Source organism: Blautia schinkii (assembly GCF_013304825.1).
GTDB classification, from domain to species: Bacteria; Bacillota; Clostridia; order Lachnospirales; family Lachnospiraceae; genus Blautia_A; species Blautia_A schinkii_B.
In genome coordinates this window covers 253951-278739 of sequence record NZ_JAAWUO010000002.1, presented here as the reverse complement: position 1 = coordinate 278739, position 24789 = coordinate 253951, and the positions used below count along the sequence as shown (strand labels likewise).

Here is a 24789-nt window from a genome sequence, read left to right as displayed (position 1 = left end):
GATGAGATACCACAATATTACCAAGGACGATATGTTAAACGGAGACGGACTTCGTGTAGTGCTCTGGGTAGCCGGCTGTTCACACGGCTGCCGGGAGTGCCAGAATCCCATTACCTGGGATCCGAATGGAGGTCTGCCCTTTACGGACAGCGAGCGAGCTGAGATATTTGCAGAGCTGGACAAGGATTATATCAGCGGGATCACCTTCTCGGGAGGCGATCCTCTGCATCCTTCCAATATCGCTGAGGTAACAGCTCTTGCACGAGAGATCAGAGAGAAGTATCCGGATAAGACGATCTGGCTGTATACGGGTTCTCTCTGGGAAGAAATCCAGCAGTACGAGATCATCCATTATCTGGATGTATGCGTGGACGGGGAATTTCAGGTGGACAAGAAAGAGGTTCGTCTGAAATGGAAAGGCTCCTCAAATCAGAGGGTGATCGATGTACAGGCGTCACTTCGTGAGAACCGTGTGGTTCTGTACACGGAGTGATCAGAGGTTTTTTTGAAATTACCTATTGGGAGTGGAACGAAAAATGAAAAGAATTGCGAAATTTCACAAGGTAAGTTTTGAACAGTTTGCAAAGGACTGGAAGGATACCTTTGATAATTCATTTGAAGAAGTTTCAAAAGAGGAAATCAAGAATATCTACGACAGTCTGAAGCTTCCGAAGAGAGCTACGACCGGAAGTGCAGGATATGATTTTTATGCACCTGTGGATGTGACCATGAAGCCAGGTGAGATCGTAAAGATACCGACAGGTATCCGTGTAGAGATGGAAGAGGGCTGGGTCCTGAAATGTTATCCGAGAAGCGGACTGGGATTTAAATTCCGGCTGCAGTTGAATAACACAGTGGGAATCATTGACAGTGACTATTTCTTTTCTGATAATGAAGGTCATATCTTTGCGAAGCTGACCAATGATACCAGGGAGGATAAGACTATCCGGATTCCGGCAGGAACCGGTTTCATGCAGGGAATCTTCGTAGAATATGGAATCACAGTAGATGATGATGCAGATGCTGTGAGAAACGGCGGTTTTGGAAGTACTACCGCAAAAGCATAAAGAAAAAATATAAAAAGTAAGCCCGGGAGGAGAAGAGAAATCTTCAGCTTCCGGGCTTTTTGAATACAAATGTCTGTTTTACATGGCAGCTTTACTGTCTGCTGCAATTCCGGAGCTGCTTAGCTAAGTGGTGCATTAGCTTCCTCATCTGCACGTGCTTTGTCAATGACTGCGTTGAAAGCATCAGCAGCTGCAGCATATTCAGCATCATCCTCAATGTTGGCAAGCATCGGATCGCCCTTTGCTGTACGGGAGAAGCTGTAAAGATAAACTTCACCGGTTTCATTCTGCCCGTTCTCATCCAGCGGGAGAAGTGCAATATATTCCCTGTTCTCTACAGGAAAGATGGTAAGGATTGCACATTCTACCTCTGTGTCATCATCCATGGTAAGGGTGATGGTGTGATGTGCCTCGTCTACTTTACTTTCGCAGTTGGCTGTACAGGAAGCGCAGTCACTTGGTGCACATCCGCTCTTATTAAATTCGTCGCTCATAATAAATCCTCCGTTCTGATACTGTCATTTAAAGAAGACAGTATGCATGATATAAAGGATATTTTAACAGATATAAGGAAGAACAGCAACTAAATATTTTGGATCAGGAAAGAGTTTTATGGTAATTGTAAACAAATATTTTTTGCTTAATCGGCCAATGTGAGATATAATAAAAACATAACGAAAAAATTAGGAGAAAAATATAAAATATGAAATTAATTTCCTGGAATGTAAATGGAATCCGTGCCTGCATTACCAAAGGCTTTGAGGATCGTTTTCATGAGCTGGACGCAGATGTATTCTGTCTGCAGGAGACGAAGTGCCAGCAGGGGCAGGTAAAACTGGAACTGCCTGGATATTATCAGTACTGGAACTATGCCAACCGCAGAGGCTATTCAGGAACAGCTGTTTTTACAAAAAAAGAACCAGTTTCTGTGGCAATGGGGATCGGCATTGAGGAACATGACAAAGAAGGCCGCGTGATCACCCTGGAGTTTGAAGATTATTATCTTGTCACTGTGTATACACCGAATTCCCAAAGTGAGCTTCGAAGACTTGAATATCGTATGGAATGGGAAAGGGATTTTCTGGCATATCTTCTGAAGCTTCAGGAGAAGAAGCCTGTGATCTGCTGTGGAGACCTTAATGTGGCACATCAGGAGATCGATCTTAAGAATCCCAAGACAAACCGTAAGAATGCAGGCTTCACAGATGAAGAGAGAGCCTGCTTTACAAGAGCTCTTGAGAGTGGCTTTGTTGATACGTTCCGTTATTTTTATCCAGATACCGAAGGGGTTTACTCCTGGTGGTCATACCGATTCCGAGCACGAGAGAAGAATGCAGGGTGGCGTATCGACTATTTCCTTGTTTCCCCATCACTCAAAGACAGACTTCAGGATGCGAAGATCCACGGAGAGATCATGGGATCAGATCATTGTCCGGTAGAGCTGGATATTGAGTTGTAGCAGTTTCGGAAAAAAAGGAAGGGAGTGATTGCCTTGGCAAGCCGCAGACTTGGGCGTGTGGAGAAAGGACAGCCGCTGTTACTTGGAACAAACAAAACAGAAGGCGGCTATAATTTTGCAGTGGAGGCTTCAGAGGATTCTGAAGTGGCTCTGCTTCTGTATAAAAAAAGAGGAACGGCCGCACCTGTGGAAATCATTTTTCCAAAAGAATTTCGTACCGGCCGTGTGTGGGCACTGAAGCTTGCAGATGTTTCACTGAAAGATTATGAGTATAATTACAGGATTAACGGAGAGATTGTTCAGGATCCATATGCTTACGGGATCTGTGGACGAGAACATTTCGGTGCTCCGTATGACCCGGAAAAGGAAGTACGCTGCCGTTTCCTCATGGAGGATGTTTCCGGGTGGGGTGATGAGAGCGCACCGGATATCGAATATGAAAACATGATTCTGTACAAGCTTCATGTGCGCGGATACACCAAGCTCGCCAGAAAAGCAGTTTCCCACAAGGGAACTTTTCTGGGACTCACAGAAATGATCCCATACTGGAAAAATTTAGGGATCAATACTATTGAGCTGATGCCGGCCTACGAATTCTGTGAGATTCCTGCAGGAAAACAGGAGAAGGTCAGCGAGCATATCAAGACCCGCCGTAGGGAGAATGTGGTGAATTATTGGGGATATACGCCGGGATTTTATTTCAGCCCGAAGAGTGCTTACTGCAGCACCAGGGAGCCGGAGCAGGAATTCCGGTATCTGATCCGGGAGCTGCATAAAAACGGCATAGCCTGTATCATGGAATTTTATTTTCCGGAGGAGACAGATAATCTGATGGCACTTCGTGCATTGCAGTTCTGGAGAGCTTTTTACCATGTGGATGGTTTTCATGTGCTGGGAGGCGGTGTGAACCGGGAGATGCTTCTCCGTGACGGAATTCTTTCCGGGGCAAAACTGATTTTCCAGGGATTTGATTTTGACCATTATTACAGAGGAAAAATTCCGGGCAGACGCTGTGGCGCAGAGAGTAATATGAACTTTCTTCAGGATATGCGCCGGTTTTTAAAGAGCGACGAGGGTATGGTGGAAGCTGCTGCATGGCATATCCGCCACAACAGTGAGAATCATGGTGTGATCAATTATATGGTATGTCAGGACGGATTCACCATGAATGATCTGGTAAGCTACAATTATAAACATAATGAAGCCAATGAAGAAGGAAATCAGGACGGAAGCAGTTACAATTATTCCTGGAACTGCGGAATCGAGGGAGCAAGCCGAAAGATTTCCGTACGTCAGATGAGAGAGCGTCAGATCAAGAATGCGTTTCTTATGATGCTTTTAAGCCAGGGCGTTCCCATGATCTACAATGGTGATGAGTTCGGCAATTCTCAGGGTGGAAATAATAATGCTTACTGCCAGGATAATGCAACAGGCTGGATCGACTGGAAAGGTCTTGCCAGAAACCGTGGCTTATATGAATTTGTAAAAGATGCTATTGCTTTCCGTAAAGAACATCCCGTGCTTCATATGCCGGTAGAACTAAAGGGCGTGGATTACCTTACAAAGGGTTTTCCGGATGTATCCCTCCACGGCGAACGTGCCTGGTATTTAAGCTATGAGAATACCAGCAGGCTTCTGGGACTGATGTACTACGGAGCTTATGCAAGAGAAAAAGAAGATAAAGAGGCAGCCCCGGATGATTTTATCTATGTAGGATATAATTTCCACTGGGAGAACCGGAGTCTGGCACTCCCCAATCTTCCGGAGGGCATGTGCTGGAAAAAAATCGCAGATACTTCTCTTCATGGAGAGGGTTTCCATGTGGAGGATAAAGAAGAATACAGAAAATCAATTGAAATAGGCCCGCGTGCCATTGTGGTACTTCTGGGCAGACAGGAGGCGGAGAAAGATGCATTCGTGGCACCCGTGGCTGCACTTCAAGACGATCACGAGGCATAAGTTTCTGGTGATGAAATACTGTTTCCGTATCGGATTATACAAACAGGGACTGCTTCATGACCTGTCCAAATACTCCCCCACGGAATTTCTGGTAGGATGTAAATATTATCAGGGAACAAGAAGCCCCAATAACGCAGAGAGAGAGGCAACAGGCGTATCCATGTCCTGGCTGCACCACAAGGGAAGGAACAGGCACCATTTTGAACATTGGGTAGATTATTCCCTTGACGGTGAGCATGTGATCATGGGAGCCAGGATGCCGAAGAAATATGTAGCTGAGATGGTCATGGACCGCATCAGCGCGTCCAGAAATTATCTGGGTGATGCCTATACCCATCATGAACCGCTGGATTATTTCCTGAAAAGCAAGGAGAAGCTCTGGTTCATCCATCCTCAGACAAAGAAAGAACTGGAAGGTCTCTTAAGGATCCTGGATAAATATGGGGAAGACAAGGCACTTTGGTATATCCGCAATGTATATCTTTGTGATACCAGAGGAAAGAAAAGCTCAGGCCATCTGAAAAAGTCCCGAAATCACAGATAGGGGTGTATTTTTCGGAGGTTGTCTGATATAATATTCTGATATTGGGAGGAAGAATGAATGGATACACCAACAATTGCGAAATACTATAGAGAGAAAGAACCCATGGAACGGCTGAAGCTTCTGGAGCAGTCCATTGCTGCAGAGGAAGATCCGGAAGGAAACAAGATCCGTAAGGAACTCTGGGAGATCCGCTACAGTGATAAATCTGAAGCAGGAGATACCAGAGCTGACGGATATCTTGGACTCTGGATGACCATGGAATTTAACAGGAATTCCGGTTCCAGATTCTTTGGAACAAGAAGTGCGAAGAAAGAGATCGGCAAGTATCTTACGAAACTGAAATTTCAGGAAATCCAGGAGAAGGGCGGACTTTATGAGGAGCTTCTTTACAGAGAATGCTGCCATATGGTACTGGTATATATGGATCTCTGCCAGACAGATAAATCCTACAACACTACCCTTTGCGGACTGATCCACATTAAGGAAGACAGTGCCAAGTCCAAGCTTCAGAGAGATATCAGGGAGACCGCAGTAGATCTTCCGGGTACTCTTGGTATGGAATCTGAGCTTGGGATCATCACAAGAGCTGCCAGAGAAATCTACAGGCAGTATTATCCTAACGAGGGAAACATTTAGGAAGTATTTTGCTTTCCGTTTCAGGCTGTCTGAATACTCAGGCAGCCTTTTATGCCGAATAATTCAGGAGGTAATTAAATGAATCCAAATCATCTGAACGCATATGAGGTCCTGAAAGAGGAAGACCTTCAGGATATTCATTCCAAAGGCTGGCTTCTACGCCACAAAAAAACAGGAGCCAGAGTAATGCTCATCGAGAATGACGATGAGAACAAGGTTTTTAATATTGCATTCCGTACACCGCCAAAGGACAGCACAGGTGTGGCACACATTTTGGAACACAGTGTACTGTGTGGCTCCAGGGAGTTTCCACTGAAAGATCCTTTTGTAGAACTGGTTAAAGGCTCTCTCAACACATTCCTGAATGCTATGACTTATCCGGACAAGACCTGTTATCCGGTGGCAAGCTGCAATGACCGTGATTTCCAGAACCTGATGCATGTATATCTGGATGCGGTATTTTATCCGAATATCTATAAAAAAGAGGAGATTTTCCGCCAGGAAGGCTGGAACTATCATCTTGAGAACAAAGAAGGACCTCTGAAATACAATGGTGTTGTCTATAATGAGATGAAGGGAGCATTCTCTTCACCAGACGATGTTCTGGAGCGTGAAATCATGAACTCTCTGTTCCCGGATACTACTTACGGCTGTGAGTCCGGCGGAGATCCTGTGAACATCCCGGATCTGACATATGAGAATTTCCTGGATTTCCACAGACGTTATTATCATCCGTCCAACAGCTTTATCTATCTTTACGGAAATATGGATATGGAGGAGAAGCTGGCATTTATTGATGAACATTATCTTTCCGCTTTTGATGCCCTTGCCATTGATTCCCAGATCAAGGATCAGGAGTCCTTTGTCCGGGTAAAAGATATCCGGAAAAATTATCCGATTGCGGAGAACGAGGGAGAAGAGGACAATACTTATCTTTCTTACAATATGGTTGTGGGACAGGCGAAGGATATTAATTTAAGCCTTGCTTTTGAAGTTCTGGACTATGCACTTTTAAGTGCACCGGGAGCACCGCTGAAACAGGCTCTTCTGGATGCGAAGATCGGTAAAGATATCTACGGTTCTTTTGAGGACGGCATCAAGCAGACTTATTTCTCCATTGTGGCAAAAGGTGCCAACTTAAGCCAGAAAGAGGAATTCGTGAAAGTGATCCGCGATACCCTCACAAAGATTGCAGAGGAAGGCATTGACAAGAAGGCAGTGAAAGCCGGAATCAACTATTATGAGTTCCGTTTCCGTGAGGCAGATTTCTCTTCCTATCCAAAGGGACTGATGTACGGGCTGGATATCTTAAGCAGCTGGCTTTATGATGATGAGAAACCATTCTGCGAGGTACAGCTTCTGGAGGGGTTTGAATTCCTCAAGAAGGCAGCAGAAGAAGGATATTTTGAGGAACTGATCCGCAAGTATCTTCTGGACAATACCCACGGTTCCATTCTTTCTCTGGTACCGGAGCGCGGCCTCGCTGCAAAAAGAGATCAGGAGCTTGAAGAGAGGCTGGAGAATTATCGCAGCAGTCTTTCTGATGAAGAGCTTACCAAGATGGTAGAGTGCACAAAAGCACTTGAGGCTTATCAGGAATCTGAGGAAAATCCGGAAGCACTGACCTGTATTCCGATGCTTTCCAGAGGAGATATCAAGAAAGAGATCACAGGCCTCACCAATGAGGAGCATTTTGTGGATGACAGTCTGTTCCTGTATCATGATGTATGCACCAATGGTATCGGATATGCAGATCTTCTTTTTGAAATCCATAACTTTGATACAGATACTGTTCATTATCTGGGACTCTTAAAATCAGTTCTTGGAGCAGTGGATACAGAGAATTACAGTTATGGTGAACTGTTTAATGAAGTAAATGCAAGAACCGGTGGAATTGCTTACGGAATAGAAGTTTATGACAGTGCCATAGATACAGATGCTTTCCGTGCCATGTTTGCAGTAAGGGGCAAGGCCTTATATCCGGAGATGGATTTCATGTTCTCCATGATCCGGGAGGTTCTTACAACTTCCAGACTGGATGACACCAAGCGGCTCTATGAGATCATTGCCAGAGTGAAATCCAGGGCACAGGCCAATCTGGTAAGTGCAGGACATTCCACAGCAGTTCTCCGAGGCGCTTCCTATGCTTCTCCGATGGCTGCATTCCAGGATGAGATGGCAGGAATCGGATATTATCAGTTTATCGAGAAGTTGGAGAAGAATTTTGACAGCTGCAAGGATGAAATCGTCAGAAATCTCCGCAGAGTAATGGAAGAAGTCCTTCGTCCTGAGAATTTCTGCGTAAGCTATACAGGAGAGAGAGAGTCTCTGGATGCAGTAAAAATTCAGACCTCAGAAACCCGAAAAGTCCTGTTTAACGGACAGAAACCGAAAGCAGTTTCACAGCTGTTCTGTACAAAGAAAAATGAGGGATTTAAGACTTCCGGCCAGGTTCAGTATGTGGCACAGAACGGAAACTTCCGCAAAAAAGGCCTGGAGTACACAGGTGCACTTGAAATCCTGAAAGTGATCTTAAGCTACGACTATCTCTGGATCAACATCCGTGTCAAAGGCGGTGCGTACGGCTGTATGAGCGGATTTAAGAGAAGTGGAGAGAGTTTCCTGGTATCTTACCGTGACCCGCATCTTAAGAGAACACTTGAGGTATATCAGGGCGTACCGGATTATATCCGCGCATTTGAGGCTGATGAGCGTGAGATGACCAAATATATCATCGGAACCATCAGCAACAAGGATGTTCCAAGAACTCCGCAGATGCAGGGAAGTGTTTCCAAAGCAGCTTATTTCTCCAAAGTTACAGAGGAAATGCTCCAGAAAGAAAGAGACCAGATCCTTGGTGCGCAGAAAGAAGATATTCAGGCACTGGCTGCTCTTGTGGAAGCAGTACTTGCAGATGAGCAGATCTGTGTTGTGGGAAGTGAGACAGCGATCTCCAAGGCAGAAGATGTATTTATGGAAGTAAAGCCGCTGATCAGCTGCTGATACTTTTTATGTAATTGATCAGATCTGCTGTCCTGTTTAACAGACAGCAGATCATAAGAGGAGTATGAGAGGATAAAGAATGGAAAATAATTTTAAATCAGGTTTTGTTGCGATCATCGGAAGACCGAATGTTGGAAAATCCACACTGATGAACCATCTCATCGGACAGAAGATTGCGATCACATCCAATAAACCCCAGACAACAAGAAACAAGATCCAGACTGTTTATACCTGTGATGAGGGTCAGATCGTATTTCTTGATACCCCGGGTATCCACAAGGCAAAAAACAAGCTTGGTGAATACATGGTGCAGGTTGCAGAGAGAACCCTGAAGGAAGTGGATGCTATCATGTGGCTGGTAGAGCCATCTACTTTTGTGGGTGCAGGAGAGCGTCATATTGCGGAGCAGCTTCAGAAGGTAGGTGTTCCGGTAATCCTGATCATCAACAAGATCGATACTGTGAAAAAAGAGGAACTTCTTCCGGCCATTGATACTTACCGCAAGATCTGTGATTTTGCAGAGATCATCCCATGTTCTGCACTTCGCGGAAACAATACACAGGATATCATTCCGAGTATTTTTAAATATCTTCCTTATGGACCGATGTTTTATGATGAAGATACAGTTACAGATCAGCCACAGCGTCAGATCGCAGCAGAAATCATCCGTGAGAAAGCACTTCATGCACTGGATGAGGAGATTCCGCATGGAATCGCAGTTGCCATTGACCGGATGAAGAAACGGCCGGGCAGAAGCAATATCATTGATATTGATGCAACGATCATCTGCGAGAGAAATTCCCACAAGGGAATCATCATCGGCAAACAGGGTTCCATGCTGAAGAAGATCGGAAGCAATGCCCGTTACGAGCTGGAGCGGATGCTGGAAGCCAAGGTCAATCTGAAGCTCTGGGTAAAGGTGACTAAAAACTGGAGAGACAGTGATTTTCTGATCAAGAACTTTGGATATGACAAGAAAGAAATCTGAAAATGAGTGATCTGATTACAGTGCAGGGAGTGGTGCTTTCTGCCATGCCGGTAGGAGATTATGACAAGAGAATCGTTCTTCTTACAAGAGAGAGGGGGAAGATTTCCGCTTTTGCCAAGGGTGCGAGACGGCAGAACAGTCCGTTTATGGCAGCAGCCAATCCCTTTGTATTCGGAAGCTTTACTCTTTTTGAAGGAAGATCCAGTTATAATCTGAACCAGGTCAGTGTGCAGCATCATTTTGTGGAGCTGGCTACCCGGCAGCCTGGGATTTACTACGGATATTATTTTCTGGAGCTTGCGGATTATTTCGGCAAGGAGGGAACAGATGAGAAGGAGATGATGAATCTTCTCTATGTGACTATCAAAGCCATTTTGAACCCTCATATAGAAGACCGGCTGGTGCGCTGTATCTATGAGCTTCGGACTATGGCGATCCAGGGACTGATGCCGCAGCTGTTTCAGTGTGCGGGCTGTGGGAGAGAGCTTACGGAAGAAGAAACCGGAGATGTTTTTTTCTCCCAGGATGAGCACGGGATCCTGTGTGCAGATTGCAGCAGGCTGGCCATGGACCGGAAGCGGATCTCGGAGGCTGCCCTGTATGCAATGCGTTATATAGCAGTTTCGCCGCTGTCCAAACTGTATACGTTTACAGTGCGGGGTGATGTGCTCCGTGAGCTGGAACGCCATATTTACCGGTATACAGAGCTGAATACAGACAAACGGTTTAAAAGTCTGGAAATTCTGGAAATGATGAGATAGATCACTGCCGGTTGGGGAATGGCCGTAACGATTTATTTTACAAAAGCAGTACAGGATGTAATACATATGGAAATATCCTTGAAAAATCATGAGGATACTAGTATAATAAGACCAAAAAATGTAAAAAAGCAGCTTTTTCCGGAGCTTTCCGGGCCGTATTTTACGTGACAGCTGCAAGTCAAGAGGAGAGAAATCATGGAAAAAACAATGGAAAAGATCGTAGCTCTTGCAAAAGCCAGAGGCTTTGTTTACCCGGGTTCCGAGATCTACGGCGGCCTGGCAAACACATGGGATTACGGAAATCTCGGTGTAGAGCTTAAAAATAACGTAAAACGTGCATGGTGGCAGAAATTCATTCAGGAGTCTCCGTACAACGTAGGTGTTGACTGTGCCATCCTTATGAATCCGCAGACATGGATCGCTTCCGGACATCTTGGTGGATTCTCTGATCCTCTTATGGACTGTAAAGAGTGCCACGAGCGTTTCCGTGCAGATAAGCTCATTGAGGACTTCTGTACAGAGCATGATATTGCCATTGAGGGAAGTGTGGATGCCTGGTCCCAGGAGAAGATGATGGACTTCATCAAGGAGCACGAGGTAGGATGCCCGAGCTGTGGTAAACACAACTTCACAGATATCCGTCAGTTCAACCTGATGTTCAAGACATTCCAGGGTGTTACCGAGGATGCCAAGAATACTGTATATTTAAGACCGGAGACAGCACAGGGTATTTTCGTAAACTTCAAGAACGTACAGAGAACATCCCGTAAAAAAATTCCGTTTGGTATCGGCCAGATTGGTAAATCCTTCCGTAACGAGATCACACCGGGTAACTTCACATTCCGTACCCGTGAGTTCGAGCAGATGGAGCTTGAGTTCTTCTGTGAGCCGGATACAGATCTTGAGTGGTTCGCATACTGGAAGAAGTTCTGTCTTGACTGGCTGAGTGCTCTCGGACTTAAGGATGATGAGGTTCGTTACCGTGACCATGATAAGGAAGAGCTGAGCTTCTACAGCAAGGCTACCACAGATGTGGAATTCCTGTTCCCATTCGGATGGGGTGAGCTCTGGGGAATCGCTGACAGAACAGATTATGACCTGACACAGCATCAGAATGTATCCGGTCAGGATCTCACATACTTTGACGATGAGAAGAAACAGAAATATATCCCATATGTTATCGAGCCGTCACTTGGAGCAGACCGTATGGTACTTGCTTTCCTCTGCAGTGCTTATGATGAGGAAGTTCTGGATGCAGAGAAGAATGATGTCCGTACAGTCCTTCATTTCCATCCGGTACTTGCACCGGTTAAGATTGGTGTGCTTCCGCTTTCCAAGAAGCTTAATGAGGGTGCTGAGAAGATCTACCAGCAGCTTTCCAAGAAGTACAACTGCGAGTATGATGACCGTGGAAATATCGGTAAACGTTACCGCAGACAGGATGAGATCGGTACTCCGTTCTGCATCACTTATGATTTTGAGTCTGAGAATGACGGCGCAGTTACAGTACGTGACCGTGACACCATGGAGCAGGTACGTGTGAAGATCGATGAGCTTGATGCATACTTTGCTGATAAATTTACATTCTAAGTAAATACAAATAAAAAATCTCCGGCTATTTTCTGACCGGAGATTTTTTTTCGACAAGTCTGTTTTTCATCCGCCAATTTCTTGGCGACATTCCGTATACATTTTTGAAAGCCCGGGAAAAATGCAGCTGATTAGGATATCCGACTGCATTTCCGATATCTGCTATGGACAGAGCTGTGATCTTAAGAAGCTCTGCAGCTTTGGTCATGCGATAGCTGATCAGGAATTCCTGGGGAGAACGTCCGATGGTATCGTGGAAGATCTTTCCGAAGTAGCTTCGGTTCAGGCCGCAGAAGGCTGCGATATCCTCGATGGAAATATCATTCTGGAAATTCTGTTCAATAAAAGAGAGTGCTTCCTTGATATAAAAATCACGGATGCTTCCATCCTGTTTCATGCGGACAGTTTCAGCAGAGCGCATAAAGTAATCCAGAAAAAGCCAGGTATGTCCGATAAGATGAAAGGGTGATTCCTGGGAATTATGGCTGATATAAAGCATTTCCTCCATCATTTTCTGGCGGAGATCCGCAGAGTGGCTGTGGTAGACCGGCTGATCAGGACTTAAGCCTGCAGTTTCCACGATCTCCTTTGCCCGGAGCCCGTCAAATTCCACCCAGGTGTACTCCCATGGAAAGTTGGTATCTGCTATATAGGTGTTGATCTGACCGGGAAAAAGCATGAAGCCCTGGCCGCTTTTTACCTGATAGGTAATGGTCTCTCCAGAAGAGTTGTCTGCCATTAGAGTTCCTGTACCGGAGATAACATAATGAAAAATATAATGGTTGCGCGCAGCAGGGCCGAATGAATGTGCCGGAGCGCAGTGCTCCCAGCCATATTGATATAATCCAATGTCAACAAAGTTTTCATTTGGAAAAACGGAGAAGAGAATGTCATTCATATTTTTATCCTTTAGGTGTATGATTTTATCTGATTTCAGTAACATTATATATTAAAACAGCAGGAAACATCAACACATGTATAAAAATGCAATTACAAAAACAGCCTGTAAAATGTACAAAAAAGAGAAAAATAATAGATGAAACTTTGTGAGAAAATTAAGTTTCTCGAGAAACCTATTGATTTTCGATAAATCAGGAATATACTAATTTTAGATAAAGGCAGTGATATAAGCATGAAATATATCAAAATGCTAGATAATCTTAATAAAAACAGAGAAAAGTTGTATTTTGATATAAAACAAGAAAAACGCTGCTATTTATGCAAGCATAAAGCTATGTTAAAATAGCTTTCAGAAAAAAGAAAACTGAGAATAAGTATTGGAGAACCCGAAATAACCATTTCAGCTAAAACGGGTGATATCCGACTTATCAAATAAAGGGAAAAGGAAGGAGCATAACAAGATGCGCAACAGAAGTAAATGGATCCTCTGTATGGGACTTGCCTTTACCATGGCAGCTTCCGTTACATTGAGCGGATGCAGCACAGGTAAAAAGGACAGCGGAAAGACAGAGATTGAACTTGTGCAGTATAAACCGGAAGCGGTTAAGGCATTTGAAAAACTGGAAGAAAAATTCAATGCCACTCATGATGATATCCATCTCACCATCGAATCACCAAACGATGCTATGACTGTATTGAAAACCAGATTTATCCGTGAGGATAATCCGGATATCATCGGAATCGGAGGCGATGTAAACTTTTCCAATTTTATTGATTCTGATATGCTGATGGATATTTCCGATTATCAGGGACTGGATTCGATCAAAGATGCATATAAAGAGATTGATAAAGCATTGGAATTTGTTCCGGAAGACGGAGTTTACGCTGTTCCATATGTGGCAAATGCTGCCGGAATCCTTTACAACCGTGAACTTTTCAAGGAGCATGGCTGGCAGATCCCGACTACATGGGATGAGTTTATGAGCCTTTGCCAGGAAATCCAGGATGCAGGTATCCAGCCACTTTATTTTGGATTTAAAGATACCTGGACCTGTCTTGCACCGTGGAATTCTATTGCGGTAGATCTTGCACCATCTGATGTATGCCGTCAGGTAAATCGGGGAAACACTACTTTCGAAAAAGAATATAAGGAAGTAGCAGACCGTATGCTGGAGCTTATCCAGTATGGACCGGAGGATCCTTTTGCCTATGATTACAATGGAGCCTGCACTGCTTTTGCAAAAGGGGAGGCTGCCATGTATCCCATCGGAAGCTATGCGATCCCGCAGATCCAGAGTGTAAATCCGGATATGGATATCGATTCTTTTGTGACACCGGCAAGCAATGATCCGTCAGAAAACAAACTGAATTCCGGAGTTGATCTTCAGTTCTGTGTGATGAATGACTGTGAGAATAAGGAAGCTGCATATGAAGTACTGGATTTCCTTCTTGAGGATGAAAATGTACAGACATATCTGGATGACCAGAAAGCAGTTCCCTGTAAAGAGGGTGATTTCACACTTCCATCTACTCTGGATGGTATGAAGGAATACATAGAAGAGGGCAGAATGGCAGATTACCAGGATCATTATTATCCTACAGAGATGGCTGTGGATGCACAGATCCAGACCTTCCTGATGAAAAAGGATAAAGATGCATTCCTGAAAAAATTTGATACAGACTGGACAAGATATAACCGTGACATTATCCGTAAAGTACAGGATTATGAGAAGAAAAACGGGGAAGGAGAGAACTGATCATGGGAAAAAAATCTATGAGTGGAAGAAAGCTGACCTTTCTTCTGATCACCATTCCGATCGTGGCATTATTTTTCTGCTTTAACACACTGCCTCTGATCAAGGGTGTGATCTACAGCTTTACAAACTTTAAAGGCTATGGAAGCTATGATTGGGTAGGGCTTCGAAACTATAAGGATCTTTTTACAGACAGCCGTGTTGGCGGTTCCTATCTGTTTACCTTTAAGCTGGCCATCGTGGCAACCATTGTAACAAATGTACTCAGCCTGATCCTGGCACTTGGACTGAACAGCAAGATCCGATTCAAGAGTGCACTGCGTGGAGCTTATTTTATTCCGAATGTACTTGGTGCACTGGTCGTAGGATATATTTTCAATTATTTCTTTACATATATCCTGCCTGCATTCGGAAAGATGATCGGAAATAAAGCATTATCTTCCAGCATGCTTTCCAGTACGAGCCTTGCATGGGTAGCCATCGTGATCGTTTGTGCATGGCAGTCCATCGCAATGAATACCATTATCTATATTTCGGGCCTCCAGACAGTGCCGGAGGATGTATACGAGGCAGGAGCTATTGACGGTGCTACCGGATTCAGTAAGTTCCGTTACCTGACATTCCCGCTGATCGTTCCGTTTTTCAGTATCAACATGGTTCTCTGTGTGAAAAACTTCCTGATGGTATTTGATCAGATCATGGCTTTGACAAAGGGTGGTCCTGCACAGAGTACAGAATCCATTTCCTATCTGATCTATAACAATGGTATGAGTGGCGGTCAGTTTGGATTCCAGAGCGCTAATGCGGTTATATTCTTTATTGTGATCGTGATCATTTCTGCAGCGCAGTTGACTATCACAGGGAAAAAGGAGGAGCAGCTGTAATGAAAACGAAAGTAAGAGAAAAAGCGAACTGGCCGGTTACGATTCTTCTGATCCTCGGCCTTATCACAGTGGTATTTCCGCTTTATATGACAATTGTGATCGCATTCAAGCAGCCGACAGAGATGACCAACAGTGTAGCCGGGATCCTGTCTCTGCCACAGAAATTCAGTCTTGCCAATTTCAGGGAAGCTATGGAGGTAACAGACTTCTGGCATTCTCTTGGAAACAGTGTGATGATTACTGTGATAACAGTGGTTCTTGCTATTGTAATTCATTCACTTTTAGGTTATGCTATAGCCAGAAACAAGAGAAGTAAATTTTATAAATTTATCTATCTTTATGTAGTAAGCGGTATGTTTGTTCCGTTTGCTATCCTGATGATGCCGCTTGTAAAGCAGACTGCTGAGATGGGGCTTGATAACAGAGCCGGTGTGATCATTCTTTATACGGTATTTTATATGCCAATGAACGTGCTTCTTTACTCCGGATATCTGACAAACATTCCAATGGCCCTTGAGGAGGCTGCCTGTGTGGATGGAGCCAGTACCTGGAAAACATACTGGAAGATCATTTTCCCGATCATGAAGCCGATGCATGCCACAGTGGCAGTTCTGACAGCACTTGGAACCTGGAATGATGTTATGACTCCGCTGGTTATCATGTCCGGATCTACGGGTGGAACCACTTTGCCTCTGGCACAGCTGAATTTCCAGACCCAGTTCGGAACAAACTATAACCTTGCGTTTGCCTCTTATCTGCTTGCACTGCTTCCGATCCTTCTGTTTTATCTGATCTGCCAGAAGCACATTTTAAATGGTGTTGTAAACGGTGCCGTAAAATAAAAACACGAGAAAAAGGAGGATTCACATATGGGAATCATCTACTGCGAGAAAGACAGAACATTTACATTACAGACAAAAGAGACCACATATCAGATGCAGGTGGATCAGTACGGATTTCTTCTTCATCTCTACTATGGCAAAAAGGCAGAGGGATGCATGGATTATCTTCTGACCTATTATGACAGAGGCTTTTCCGGAAATCCTTATGATGCAGGAACAGACAGAACCTATTCCATGGACTCTCTTCCACAGGAACTTTCCTGCTATGGAAACGGAGATTTCCGCAGTGCATCCCTGATGCTGGAAAACGGTGACGGAAGCATGAGCTGTGATATGCGTTACAGGAGTTATACCATCCGTGACGGCAAATACAGCCTTCCGGGTCTTCCGGCTGTTTATGCAGACAATGATGAGGCACAGACTCTTGAGATCGTACTGGAGGATCCTGTTACCGGCGTGGAAGCCATGCTTCTTTACGGTGTGTTTCCGGAGCTGGATATCATTACAAGAAGCGTCTATATCCGCAATCAGAGCAGTGAGAAGATTTATGTGAACAAGGTGATGTCCGCAGAGCTTGATTTTCTTTACGGAGATTATGACCTGCTTACTTTTTACGGAAGACATGCCATGGAGCGGAATCTGCAGAGAGTACCGGTGGCTCATGGAAGTCAGATGATCGGCAGTGTCCGTGGCACATCCAGTCATCAGTATAATCCGATGATGATCCTGGCAGAGAAGGACACAACAGAGGATAATGGAGGCTGCTATGCTATGTCCTTTGTATATAGTGGAAATTTCCAGGGTGAGGTTCTTAAAGATCAGTACAATCAGACAAGAATGCTCCTTGGTGTACAGGAGGAGTGCTTCCGGTATCCGCTGGAAGCCGGGGAGACCTTCTATGCACCTGAGGTGATCTTAAGCTACACAGATCAGGGAATGAACCGTCTTTCCCAGAATCTGCACAGCTGCATCCGTCATCATATCTGCCGTGGTAAATATAAGACAGAGATCCGTCCGGTGCTGGTAAACAGCTGGGAGGCAGCATATTTTGATTTTACAGGGGAGACTTTATATAATCTGGCAAAAGAGGCAAAGAGCCTTGGTATTGATATGCTGGTTCTGGATGATGGCTGGTTTGGAAAACGTGATGATGACAACAGTGGTCTTGGGGACTGGTATGTCAACGAAGCCAAGCTTGGAGAGACTCTCGGCGGACTTGTAAAGAGAGTCAATGACCTTGGTGTGAAATTCGGTATCTGGATCGAGCCGGAGATGATCTCCGAGGACAGTGATCTTTACCGTGAGCATCCGGACTGGGCACTCACAATTCCGGGAAGAAAACCCGTAAGATCCAGAAATCAGCTGGTACTTGATTTCTCCAGAAAAGAAGTTGTAGACGGAATTTTCGGACAGATCAGTGCAGTATTGGATAATGCCAACATTGAGTACGTTAAATGGGACATGAACCGAAGCCTGATGGATGTATTTTCCGTAATGACCAAGGATCAGGGACGTGTAATGTATGATTATGTCCTGGGATTGTACGATTTTCTGGACCGTATGGTGAATCGCTATCCGGATCTTCTGATCGAGGGCTGCAGTGGCGGCGGCGGAAGATTTGACGCAGGTATGCTGTATTACACACCGCAGATCTGGTGCAGCGACAACTCCGATGCTATTGACAGGCTTCGGATCCAGTATGGCACTTCCTTCGGATATCCGGTATCGGCCATGGGAGCACATGTATCTGCAGTGCCGAACCATCAGACAGGAAGGATCACTCCGTTACATACCAGAGGTGTGGTTGCTATGTCCGGAACCTTTGGCTATGAGCTGGATCTTCTGAAGCTTACTGAGGAAGAAAAAGACGAGGTTCGAAGCCAGATCAGGGAATTCCGAAAATATGCACCACTGATCCAGAATGGACGGTATTATCGTCTGACAGATCCGTTTAAGAGCGAGATCTGTGCGTGGGAGATCGTTGGAAATTCTCAGGAAGAAATTCTTCTCAATGTTGTCATGGAAGAGATCCATGGAAACATGACTGTGAATTATGTGCAGCTTCGCGGCCTTGAGGAAACTGCAATGTACAAAGAACAGTCTACAGGAAAAATCTATTCCGGTGCTGCACTGATGCATGGCGGAATGCCGCTTCCTGCAGAGTTTGGGGAGTACAGAGCTTATCAGTATCATTTTGTGAGAGAATAAGAGTGTATTGAGACAGTAAGATAAATAAAAAAATCCGTCATACAGACAGCTGAAATAGCCGATGTATGGCGGATTTTTTATACCATAGCTCAGTATACGGTAATCTGATAGCTTTTGATAAATTCCTCGTCCGGCTTCAGCACATTGATATTTGCTTTTTCAGAAAGGGACTTTTCAAAACCACAGTTATCACAGCGGCCCATCCATGGCTCCAGGCATACGAAAGGTGCACCAGGAACTGACCAGATACCGAAATTCGGGAATCCCTCACTGGTAAGTGTCAAGTACGGAGAACCGTCCGGGAAGAGAATGCCGGCTTTCTGGATCTGGCCGTTGTCAAAAACAAGGGCGTCTTTATCAAACATATGGGGATCAATGGCGCAGGTTCCGTTTTCGAGAGGGAGGGTATGTGGCTCATCGGCAATGACAGTTCCTACGGAGGTATCGATCAGAAGATAGGTAAGAGCGTCCTGTTCTTCAAAAGCAAGACGGTAATCGCTCTGTGATTCGCCCTCACGTACAGGAACGCGGAATGCCGGATGACCGCCGATGGTAAAATACATGGTTTCAGAATCTTTATTAACTACTTCCCAGCATACATCCAGATCATGCTCCTTCAGAGTGTAGGTGATCTTCAGAGCAAAGGCAAACGGATAAACCTTCAGGGTTTCTTCAGAGGACTTCATAACAAAGGTCAGGGAGGTGTCCGTGATATCTGTGCAGATGAATTCACTGTCTCTTGCAAATCCGTGCTGTCTGGAAGGATATTCCTTTCCGTTCAGACGCCAGATATCTTTATAATTGCGGCCTACATTAGGAAAAAGCACCGGCGCATGACGTTTCCAGTAAGCCGGATCTGCCTGCCAGAGAACTTCGCGGTCATTTACTTTGTCGTAGATACCGGTAAGCTCGGCACCGTGGTCAGAAACGGAAATCTTAAGAAAACTATTTTCAATTGTTCGTGTCATGATAAACCTCCTGTATGATAGCATTCAGGCAATATTACTCCGGAATTGCTGTATGTTTTTTTCTATTTTAGCACATTTTACAGACGATAACGAGAAAAATACAATCCATGAAAAATATAACTGGAAAATCTGTCAGATTTACCAAGAGAAATTGCTGTTTTTTGGAAGAATAACCTTGACTAATGAAGGATAAATCTATACAATAATTATGTGCGTAGAAAACATAATTTTTTTATGTTTTAAAGAACAATAATTAGGAGGAAAATGTAAAATGGCAAAATGGGTTTACATGTTTACAGAAGGTAATGCTACTATGAGAAATCTTCTGGGCGGCAAAGGTGCCAACCTTGCTGAGATGACAAACCTCGGTCTTCCTGTACCGCAGGGCTTCACAATCACAACAGAGGCCTGCACACAGTACTACGAGGATGGCAGATCCATCAACGATGAGATCATGGCTCAGATCATGGAAGCAATTACCAAGATGGAAGGAGTTACCGGTAAGAAATTCGGTGACAAAGAAAATCCTCTGCTTGTATCCGTTCGTTCTGGTGCGAGAGCATCTATGCCTGGTATGATGGACACAATCCTCAACCTTGGTTTAAATGAAGAAGTTGTTAACACTCTTGCTGAGAAATCCGGCAATGAGCGTTGGGCTTGGGACTGCTACAGAAGATTCATCCAGATGTATTCTGACGTAGTTATGGAAGTTGGTAAGAAATATTTCGAGGAGCTCATCGATGAGATGAAGACCAAGAGAGGTGTTAAGCAGGACGTTGAGCTTACAGCTGCTGACCTGCATGAGCTTGCTGACCAGTTCAAAGCTGAGTATAAATCCAAAATCGGTGCTGATTTCCCAACTGATCCGAAGGAGCAGCTGGTAGGCGCAATCAAAGCCGTATTCCGTTCCTGGGACAACCCACGTGCGAACGTATATCGTCGTGACAACGATATCCCATATTCCTGGGGTACAGCTGTTAACGTACAGATGATGGCATTCGGTAACATGGGTGATGACTGTGGTACAGGTGTTGCCTTCACACGTGACCCTGCTACAGGTGCTAACGGTCTGTTCGGTGAGTTCCTTACCAATGCACAGGGCGAGGACGTAGTTGCTGGTGTTCGTACACCTATGCACATCTCCGAGATGGAGCAGAAGTTCCCGGAAGCATTCGTACAGTTCAAACAGGTTTGCGAGACACTTGAGAAACATTACAGAGACATGCAGGATATGGAGTTTACTGTAGAGCATGGTAAACTGTATATGCTTCAGACACGTAATGGTAAGAGAACTGCACAGGCTGCTCTTAAGATCGCTTGTGACCTCGTTGATGAGGGAATGAGAACTGAGGAAGAGGCTGTTGCAATGATCGATCCTCGTAACCTTGATACACTTCTTCATCCGCAGTTCGATGCAGCTGCTCTTAAAGCTGCTACACCGATGGGTAAAGGTCTTGGTGCTTCTCCAGGAGCTGCTTGCGGTAAGATCGTATTCTCTGCAGAGGACGCTGTTGAGTGGGCTGCAAGAGGAGAGAAAGTTGTTCTTGTTCGTCTTGAGACATCCCCAGAGGATATCACAGGTATGAAAGCTGCTCAGGGTATCCTGACAGTTCGTGGTGGTATGACATCTCACGCAGCTGTAGTTGCTCGTGGTATGGGATCCTGCTGTGTATCCGGATGCGGCGATATCGCTATGGATGAGGAGAACAAGAAATTCACACTTGCTGGTAAAGAGTTCCATGAAGGAGATGCAATCTCCATTGATGGTACAACAGGTAACATCTATGACGGACTTATCCCGACTGTAGATGCTAAGATCGCTGGTGAGTTCGGACGTATCATGGGATGGGCTGACAAGTACAGAACAATGAAAGTTCGTACAAACGCTGATACTCCTGCTGATGCTAAGAAAGCTCGTGAGCTTGGTGCAGAGGGAATTGGTCTTTGCCGTACAGAGCATATGTTCTTTGAGGGCAACAGAATTGATGCATTCCGTGAGATGATCTGCTCTGAGACAGTAGAGGAGAGAGAAGCAGCACTTGCTAAGATCCTTCCGGAGCAGCAGGGAGACTTCGAGAAACTCTATGAGGCACTTGAAGGAAATCCTGTAACAATTCGTTTCCTTGATCCGCCACTTCATGAGTTCGTTCCTACAGAGGAAGAGGACATCAAGAAACTGGCTGATGCTCAGGGCAAGACTGTAGAGCAGATCAAGACAATCATCGCTTCCCTTCACGAGTTCAACCCGATGATGGGACATCGTGGATGCCGTCTTGCTGTTACTTATCCAGAGATTGCTAAGATGCAGACAAGTGCTGTTATCCGTGCAGCTATCAACGTTAAGAAGAATCATCCGGACTGGAACATCAAACCGGAGATCATGATTCCGCTTGTTGGTGACATCAAAGAGCTTAAATATGTTAAGAAATTCGTTGTAGAGACAGCAGACGCTGAGATCAAAGCAGCTGGTTCTGACCTTGAGTATGAGGTTGGTACTATGATCGAGATCCCGAGAGCAGCTCTTACAGCTGATGATATCGCTAAAGAGGCTGACTTCTTCTGCTTCGGTACAAACGACCTTACACAGATGACATACGGATTCTCTCGTGATGATGCTGGTAAGTTCCTTAACGCATACTATGATGCTAAGATCTTCGAGAACGATCCATTTGCTAAACTTGATCAGGTTGGCGTTGGTAAGCTCATGAAGATGGCAATCCAGCTTGGAAAACCGGTTAACCCGAAACTTCACGTAGGTATCTGTGGTGAGCACGGTGGAGATCCGTCTTCCGTAGAGTTCTGCAACGAGATCGGACTTGACTATGTATCCTGCTCACCGTTCCGTGTACCGATCGCTCGTCTTGCAGCAGCACAGGCAGCAATCGCTAAAAAGAACGCCTAAGCTGAATAAAATCGTTCTGATGTAAATCAGAATATGAGAGGCCCTGACGGTCTGGAGTTTTCCAGACTGTCAGGGCTTTTTTGCAGATATTTGATAGTACACGACTTCTCGAATGAAATTAAATTGAACCAAAGAAGCGTTATAGTTCAACTGTGAATGTCTGAATAATTATCATAACGAAATAAGCCTTCACCTGCTGATACTGTTCTGTGATATGAACAGAATGATCATCAGATGAAGGTTTATTGTCTGATTAAGATTCAGTTAAAACACTTTACGGGATGCAGATTCCTTATTTATAAACGGCCCTGCACAGGTAAGGACATCTCTATGCTCACCAGAGAAATCCTGATTAAAAATTATCGGAGAACCATCCGGATTTTCATATTTCTGTTCCGGTTCAAAAGCTATTCCAAGAGTTTCTGTGGAGATAATGCCGTCTCTATTTTCCGGGAGAAAATCATAGAGATTGGTATGAAGATACCAGCCATCGTCTTTTTGCTCCAGGGAGATGCTGACAGTATTTTCTGTGTCTGAAAAGGCATCGGATTCCTTTTTCCAGGGGCGTGCACCGTTGAAATAGCAGTTGCCGGACGCCCACACAGGAAGGTGTTCATAATAGAGATCACCCACATCAGATCCCATTCCGCAGTAGCCCTCGAAATTCTTTTTCCATTGTTCAAAAGTCGGATATTCATCATATGGAGAAGTACCGGTGATCATATTGCAGTTATCCCACATGTTGCCGTCGCTTTCCATAAGTTCAGATAATGCTTTCATGCAGGAACGGATTTTTTTCTGAATAAAAATGTTATTGTAAAATTTCATATCTCCGTGGAGGATCGTCATAAATCCTGCAATCTGAGTTCCATGGTGTACATGGTATGGTGTATAACGCGGAGATGGAATGATGGGAGCACCATTATCCGTTCCGATTCCAACGGAAACAAGAGAACCGCAGATCAGGTTATGTACAAGCGCAACGCCCTGTGTGGCAAGCTTCAGGGAACGGTCGGAGAGCATCAGATTATGGTCTACCAGGGTAGGTCCATGAGATACCTCGATAAAAAGATCTTCGCCTACACTATTGTATGCTTTTTCACAGTCTGTGAAATCATCCGGCAGACAGTTATGATGAAAAAGATTTCCGGTAACGCGTGTTCCTTGTGCCTGCCAGTCCAGCCAGATTCCTCTGGTGCAGTTGTGGATATGGTTTCTGCGGATGATCACATCGATAGCTGCGTGCATTTTGATACCGCCGATCTCTGCGCCGGCCAGGTTCTGCTTGTTGTTGATATGGTGGATGTGATTATCTTCAATAATGGAAAAAACACCTCCCAGATGTCCGACAATACCGGTCTGACCGCAGTGATGGATGTCACATCTTCGGATGATGTGGGAGCCGATATGTTCTTTATCCCATCCTTCATAGGAAGCCTGGCAGATGCAGTACGTTCTGTCTGAGTTCCATCTTTATATTTCCATTTCATCCATTTGTTGTTGTTATTCGGTTGGAGATATTTTCCAAGAGAAATTCCGCTGCATTTGGCTTCATAGATCTCGCAGTCTTCAATGATCCATCCTTTGGACCAGTGAGGGCCGACCATTCCTTCCTGGTAAGCGGTTGGAGGAGCCCATTGAGTGGCTGCCTGGCTGATCTTAAAGCCGGAAAGAGTAATGTAGCCGATTCCCTCACTGGAAGGATAAAAACAATTCTTTCTTACGCTGATCTCTACATTTTCTCTGTTAGGATCTTTCTCCTGGAAGTTGGCGTAAAGAATTGTCTGATCTTTTTCTTCATCCTGCTCAGTATACCAGGTGTACAAAGAGAATTCAGGATCCCAGGAAGTCTGGCTTTTTAACGGATTTTTTACCTGCTCAAAGTCTGTGACTTCGTACATGGATTTTTCATCAAGAAAAACATCTCCTGTGTGCGCGATCATGGAAGCAATGAACCAGTCACCGGACACCAGGGTGGTGAAGGGATTGTAATCACTGAAAACTCCGTTTGGGATCGTTGCTTTCCATATATTTCCTTCTACATGGGACCAGCTTTTTACAGGTTCGCTGCCCGTGATATGAGCCTGACCTTTTTGGGCGGAGCGGTAGGTGATCCGTTTGGTGGCAGTTCCGGAATTGCGCGGATCAACAGCCTCCCTGTAGATACCAGGTGCAACAAGAACTTCATCACCTGGAAGAGCTTTTGCGGCAGCTTCTGAAATAGTTTTGAATGGGGATCTTTCGGTTCCGTCACCTGGACGGAGAGCAGAACCATCAACATAAATTATCATTTTCAAACCCTCCCGATCATTAGTATATAAAGA

The 24789-nt window shown here is 44.8% G+C and carries 19 protein-coding genes and 1 pseudogene; 15 read left to right on the top strand and 5 right to left on the bottom strand.

Annotated elements, in window-relative coordinates:
* Window position 1: 1 nt before the first annotated feature.
* Window positions 2-493, top strand: coding sequence for an anaerobic ribonucleoside-triphosphate reductase activating protein (nrdG, locus tag HFM85_RS02725; protein WP_044961222.1), 492 nt, complete (start codon window positions 2-4; stop codon window positions 491-493).
* 43 nt (window positions 494-536) lie between these two features.
* A complete protein-coding gene (locus HFM85_RS02720; protein ID WP_173738695.1) occupies window positions 537-1067 on the top strand; it encodes a dCTP deaminase/dUTPase family protein in 531 nt (176 codons plus the stop codon).
* 119 nt (window positions 1068-1186) lie between these two features.
* On the opposite strand, the gene HFM85_RS02715 is transcribed toward HFM85_RS02720, so the two are convergent.
* Window positions 1187-1561: a DUF1292 domain-containing protein gene (locus HFM85_RS02715; protein ID WP_173738694.1), complete on the bottom strand. Its 375-nt coding sequence runs from the start codon at window positions 1559-1561 to the stop codon at window positions 1187-1189.
* A gap of 209 nt (window positions 1562-1770) precedes the next feature.
* On the opposite strand from HFM85_RS02715, the gene HFM85_RS02710 reads away from it, so the two are divergent.
* The 8 genes from HFM85_RS02710 (at window position 1771) to HFM85_RS02675 (ending at window position 12007) form a co-directional block, all read left to right on the top strand.
* Window positions 1771-2526 carry an exodeoxyribonuclease III gene (locus HFM85_RS02710; RefSeq protein WP_173738693.1) on the top strand — a complete coding sequence of 252 codons (756 nt, stop codon included), beginning with the start codon at window positions 1771-1773 and terminating at the stop codon, window positions 2524-2526.
* A gap of 33 nt (window positions 2527-2559) precedes the next feature.
* Entirely contained in the window at window positions 2560-4485 is a 1926-nt protein-coding gene (locus HFM85_RS02705; protein ID WP_173738692.1) for a Type II secretory pathway, pullulanase PulA and related glycosidase, read from the top strand.
* The gene (locus HFM85_RS02700; protein ID WP_226843732.1) at window positions 4436-5029 is read left to right on the top strand and encodes a DUF5662 family protein; all 594 of its coding nucleotides are present in this window, start codon (window positions 4436-4438) and stop codon (window positions 5027-5029) included. The genes HFM85_RS02705 and HFM85_RS02700 overlap by 50 nt, the downstream gene beginning before the upstream one ends.
* Before the next feature lie 57 nt (window positions 5030-5086).
* Window positions 5087-5665, top strand: coding sequence for a DUF6553 family protein (locus tag HFM85_RS02695; RefSeq protein WP_119240200.1), 579 nt, complete (start codon window positions 5087-5089; stop codon window positions 5663-5665).
* Between the two features lie 78 nt (window positions 5666-5743).
* On the top strand, window positions 5744-8668 hold the full coding sequence (locus tag HFM85_RS02690; protein WP_173738691.1) for an insulinase family protein: 2925 nt from the start codon (window positions 5744-5746) through the stop codon (window positions 8666-8668).
* Between the two features lie 79 nt (window positions 8669-8747).
* On the top strand, window positions 8748-9656 hold the full coding sequence (gene era / locus HFM85_RS02685; RefSeq protein WP_119240201.1) for a GTPase Era: 909 nt from the start codon (window positions 8748-8750) through the stop codon (window positions 9654-9656).
* 2 nt (window positions 9657-9658) lie between these two features.
* The gene (gene recO, locus HFM85_RS02680) at window positions 9659-10417 is read left to right on the top strand and encodes a DNA repair protein RecO (RefSeq protein WP_173738690.1); all 759 of its coding nucleotides are present in this window, start codon (window positions 9659-9661) and stop codon (window positions 10415-10417) included.
* Between the two features lie 195 nt (window positions 10418-10612).
* On the top strand, window positions 10613-12007 hold the full coding sequence (locus tag HFM85_RS02675) for a glycine--tRNA ligase (RefSeq protein ID WP_173738689.1): 1395 nt from the start codon (window positions 10613-10615) through the stop codon (window positions 12005-12007).
* Window positions 12008-12032: 25 nt separating this feature from the next.
* On the opposite strand, the gene HFM85_RS02670 is transcribed toward HFM85_RS02675, so the two are convergent.
* A complete protein-coding gene (locus tag HFM85_RS02670; protein ID WP_173738688.1) occupies window positions 12033-12905 on the bottom strand; it encodes an AraC family transcriptional regulator in 873 nt (290 codons plus the stop codon).
* 463 nt (window positions 12906-13368) lie between these two features.
* On the opposite strand from HFM85_RS02670, the gene HFM85_RS02665 reads away from it, so the two are divergent.
* From HFM85_RS02665 to HFM85_RS02650, 4 genes are read left to right on the top strand one after another with little or no spacing between them, the layout of a single operon-like run.
* Window positions 13369-14664 carry an ABC transporter substrate-binding protein gene (locus tag HFM85_RS02665; protein WP_173738687.1) on the top strand — a complete coding sequence of 432 codons (1296 nt, stop codon included), beginning with the start codon at window positions 13369-13371 and terminating at the stop codon, window positions 14662-14664.
* Between the two features lie 2 nt (window positions 14665-14666).
* Window positions 14667-15545 (top strand): carbohydrate ABC transporter permease, encoded by an 879-nt coding sequence (locus HFM85_RS02660; protein ID WP_173738686.1) that lies wholly within the window; start codon window positions 14667-14669, stop codon window positions 15543-15545.
* The gene (locus tag HFM85_RS02655; protein ID WP_119240495.1) at window positions 15545-16387 is read left to right on the top strand and encodes a carbohydrate ABC transporter permease; all 843 of its coding nucleotides are present in this window, start codon (window positions 15545-15547) and stop codon (window positions 16385-16387) included. The genes HFM85_RS02660 and HFM85_RS02655 overlap by 1 nt, the downstream gene beginning before the upstream one ends.
* Before the next feature lie 27 nt (window positions 16388-16414).
* The gene (locus HFM85_RS02650; protein ID WP_173738685.1) at window positions 16415-18595 is read left to right on the top strand and encodes an alpha-galactosidase; all 2181 of its coding nucleotides are present in this window, start codon (window positions 16415-16417) and stop codon (window positions 18593-18595) included.
* Between the two features lie 89 nt (window positions 18596-18684).
* On the opposite strand, the gene HFM85_RS02645 is transcribed toward HFM85_RS02650, so the two are convergent.
* A complete protein-coding gene (locus HFM85_RS02645) occupies window positions 18685-19563 on the bottom strand; it encodes an aldose 1-epimerase family protein (RefSeq protein ID WP_173738684.1) in 879 nt (292 codons plus the stop codon).
* A 271-nt stretch (window positions 19564-19834) separates the two neighbouring features.
* On the opposite strand from HFM85_RS02645, the gene ppdK reads away from it, so the two are divergent.
* The gene (gene ppdK / locus HFM85_RS02640) at window positions 19835-22465 is read left to right on the top strand and encodes a pyruvate, phosphate dikinase (protein WP_119240493.1); all 2631 of its coding nucleotides are present in this window, start codon (window positions 19835-19837) and stop codon (window positions 22463-22465) included.
* Between the two features lie 264 nt (window positions 22466-22729).
* Here ppdK and HFM85_RS16475 read toward each other — a convergent pair whose 3' ends face one another.
* Window positions 22730-23818: a right-handed parallel beta-helix repeat-containing protein gene (locus tag HFM85_RS16475; protein ID WP_330594692.1), complete on the bottom strand. Its 1089-nt coding sequence runs from the start codon at window positions 23816-23818 to the stop codon at window positions 22730-22732.
* A gap of 434 nt (window positions 23819-24252) precedes the next feature.
* Window positions 24253-24756: pseudogene (locus HFM85_RS16470) on the bottom strand (DUF1565 domain-containing protein); the annotation flags it as partial.
* Window positions 24757-24789: the final 33 nt, after the last annotated feature.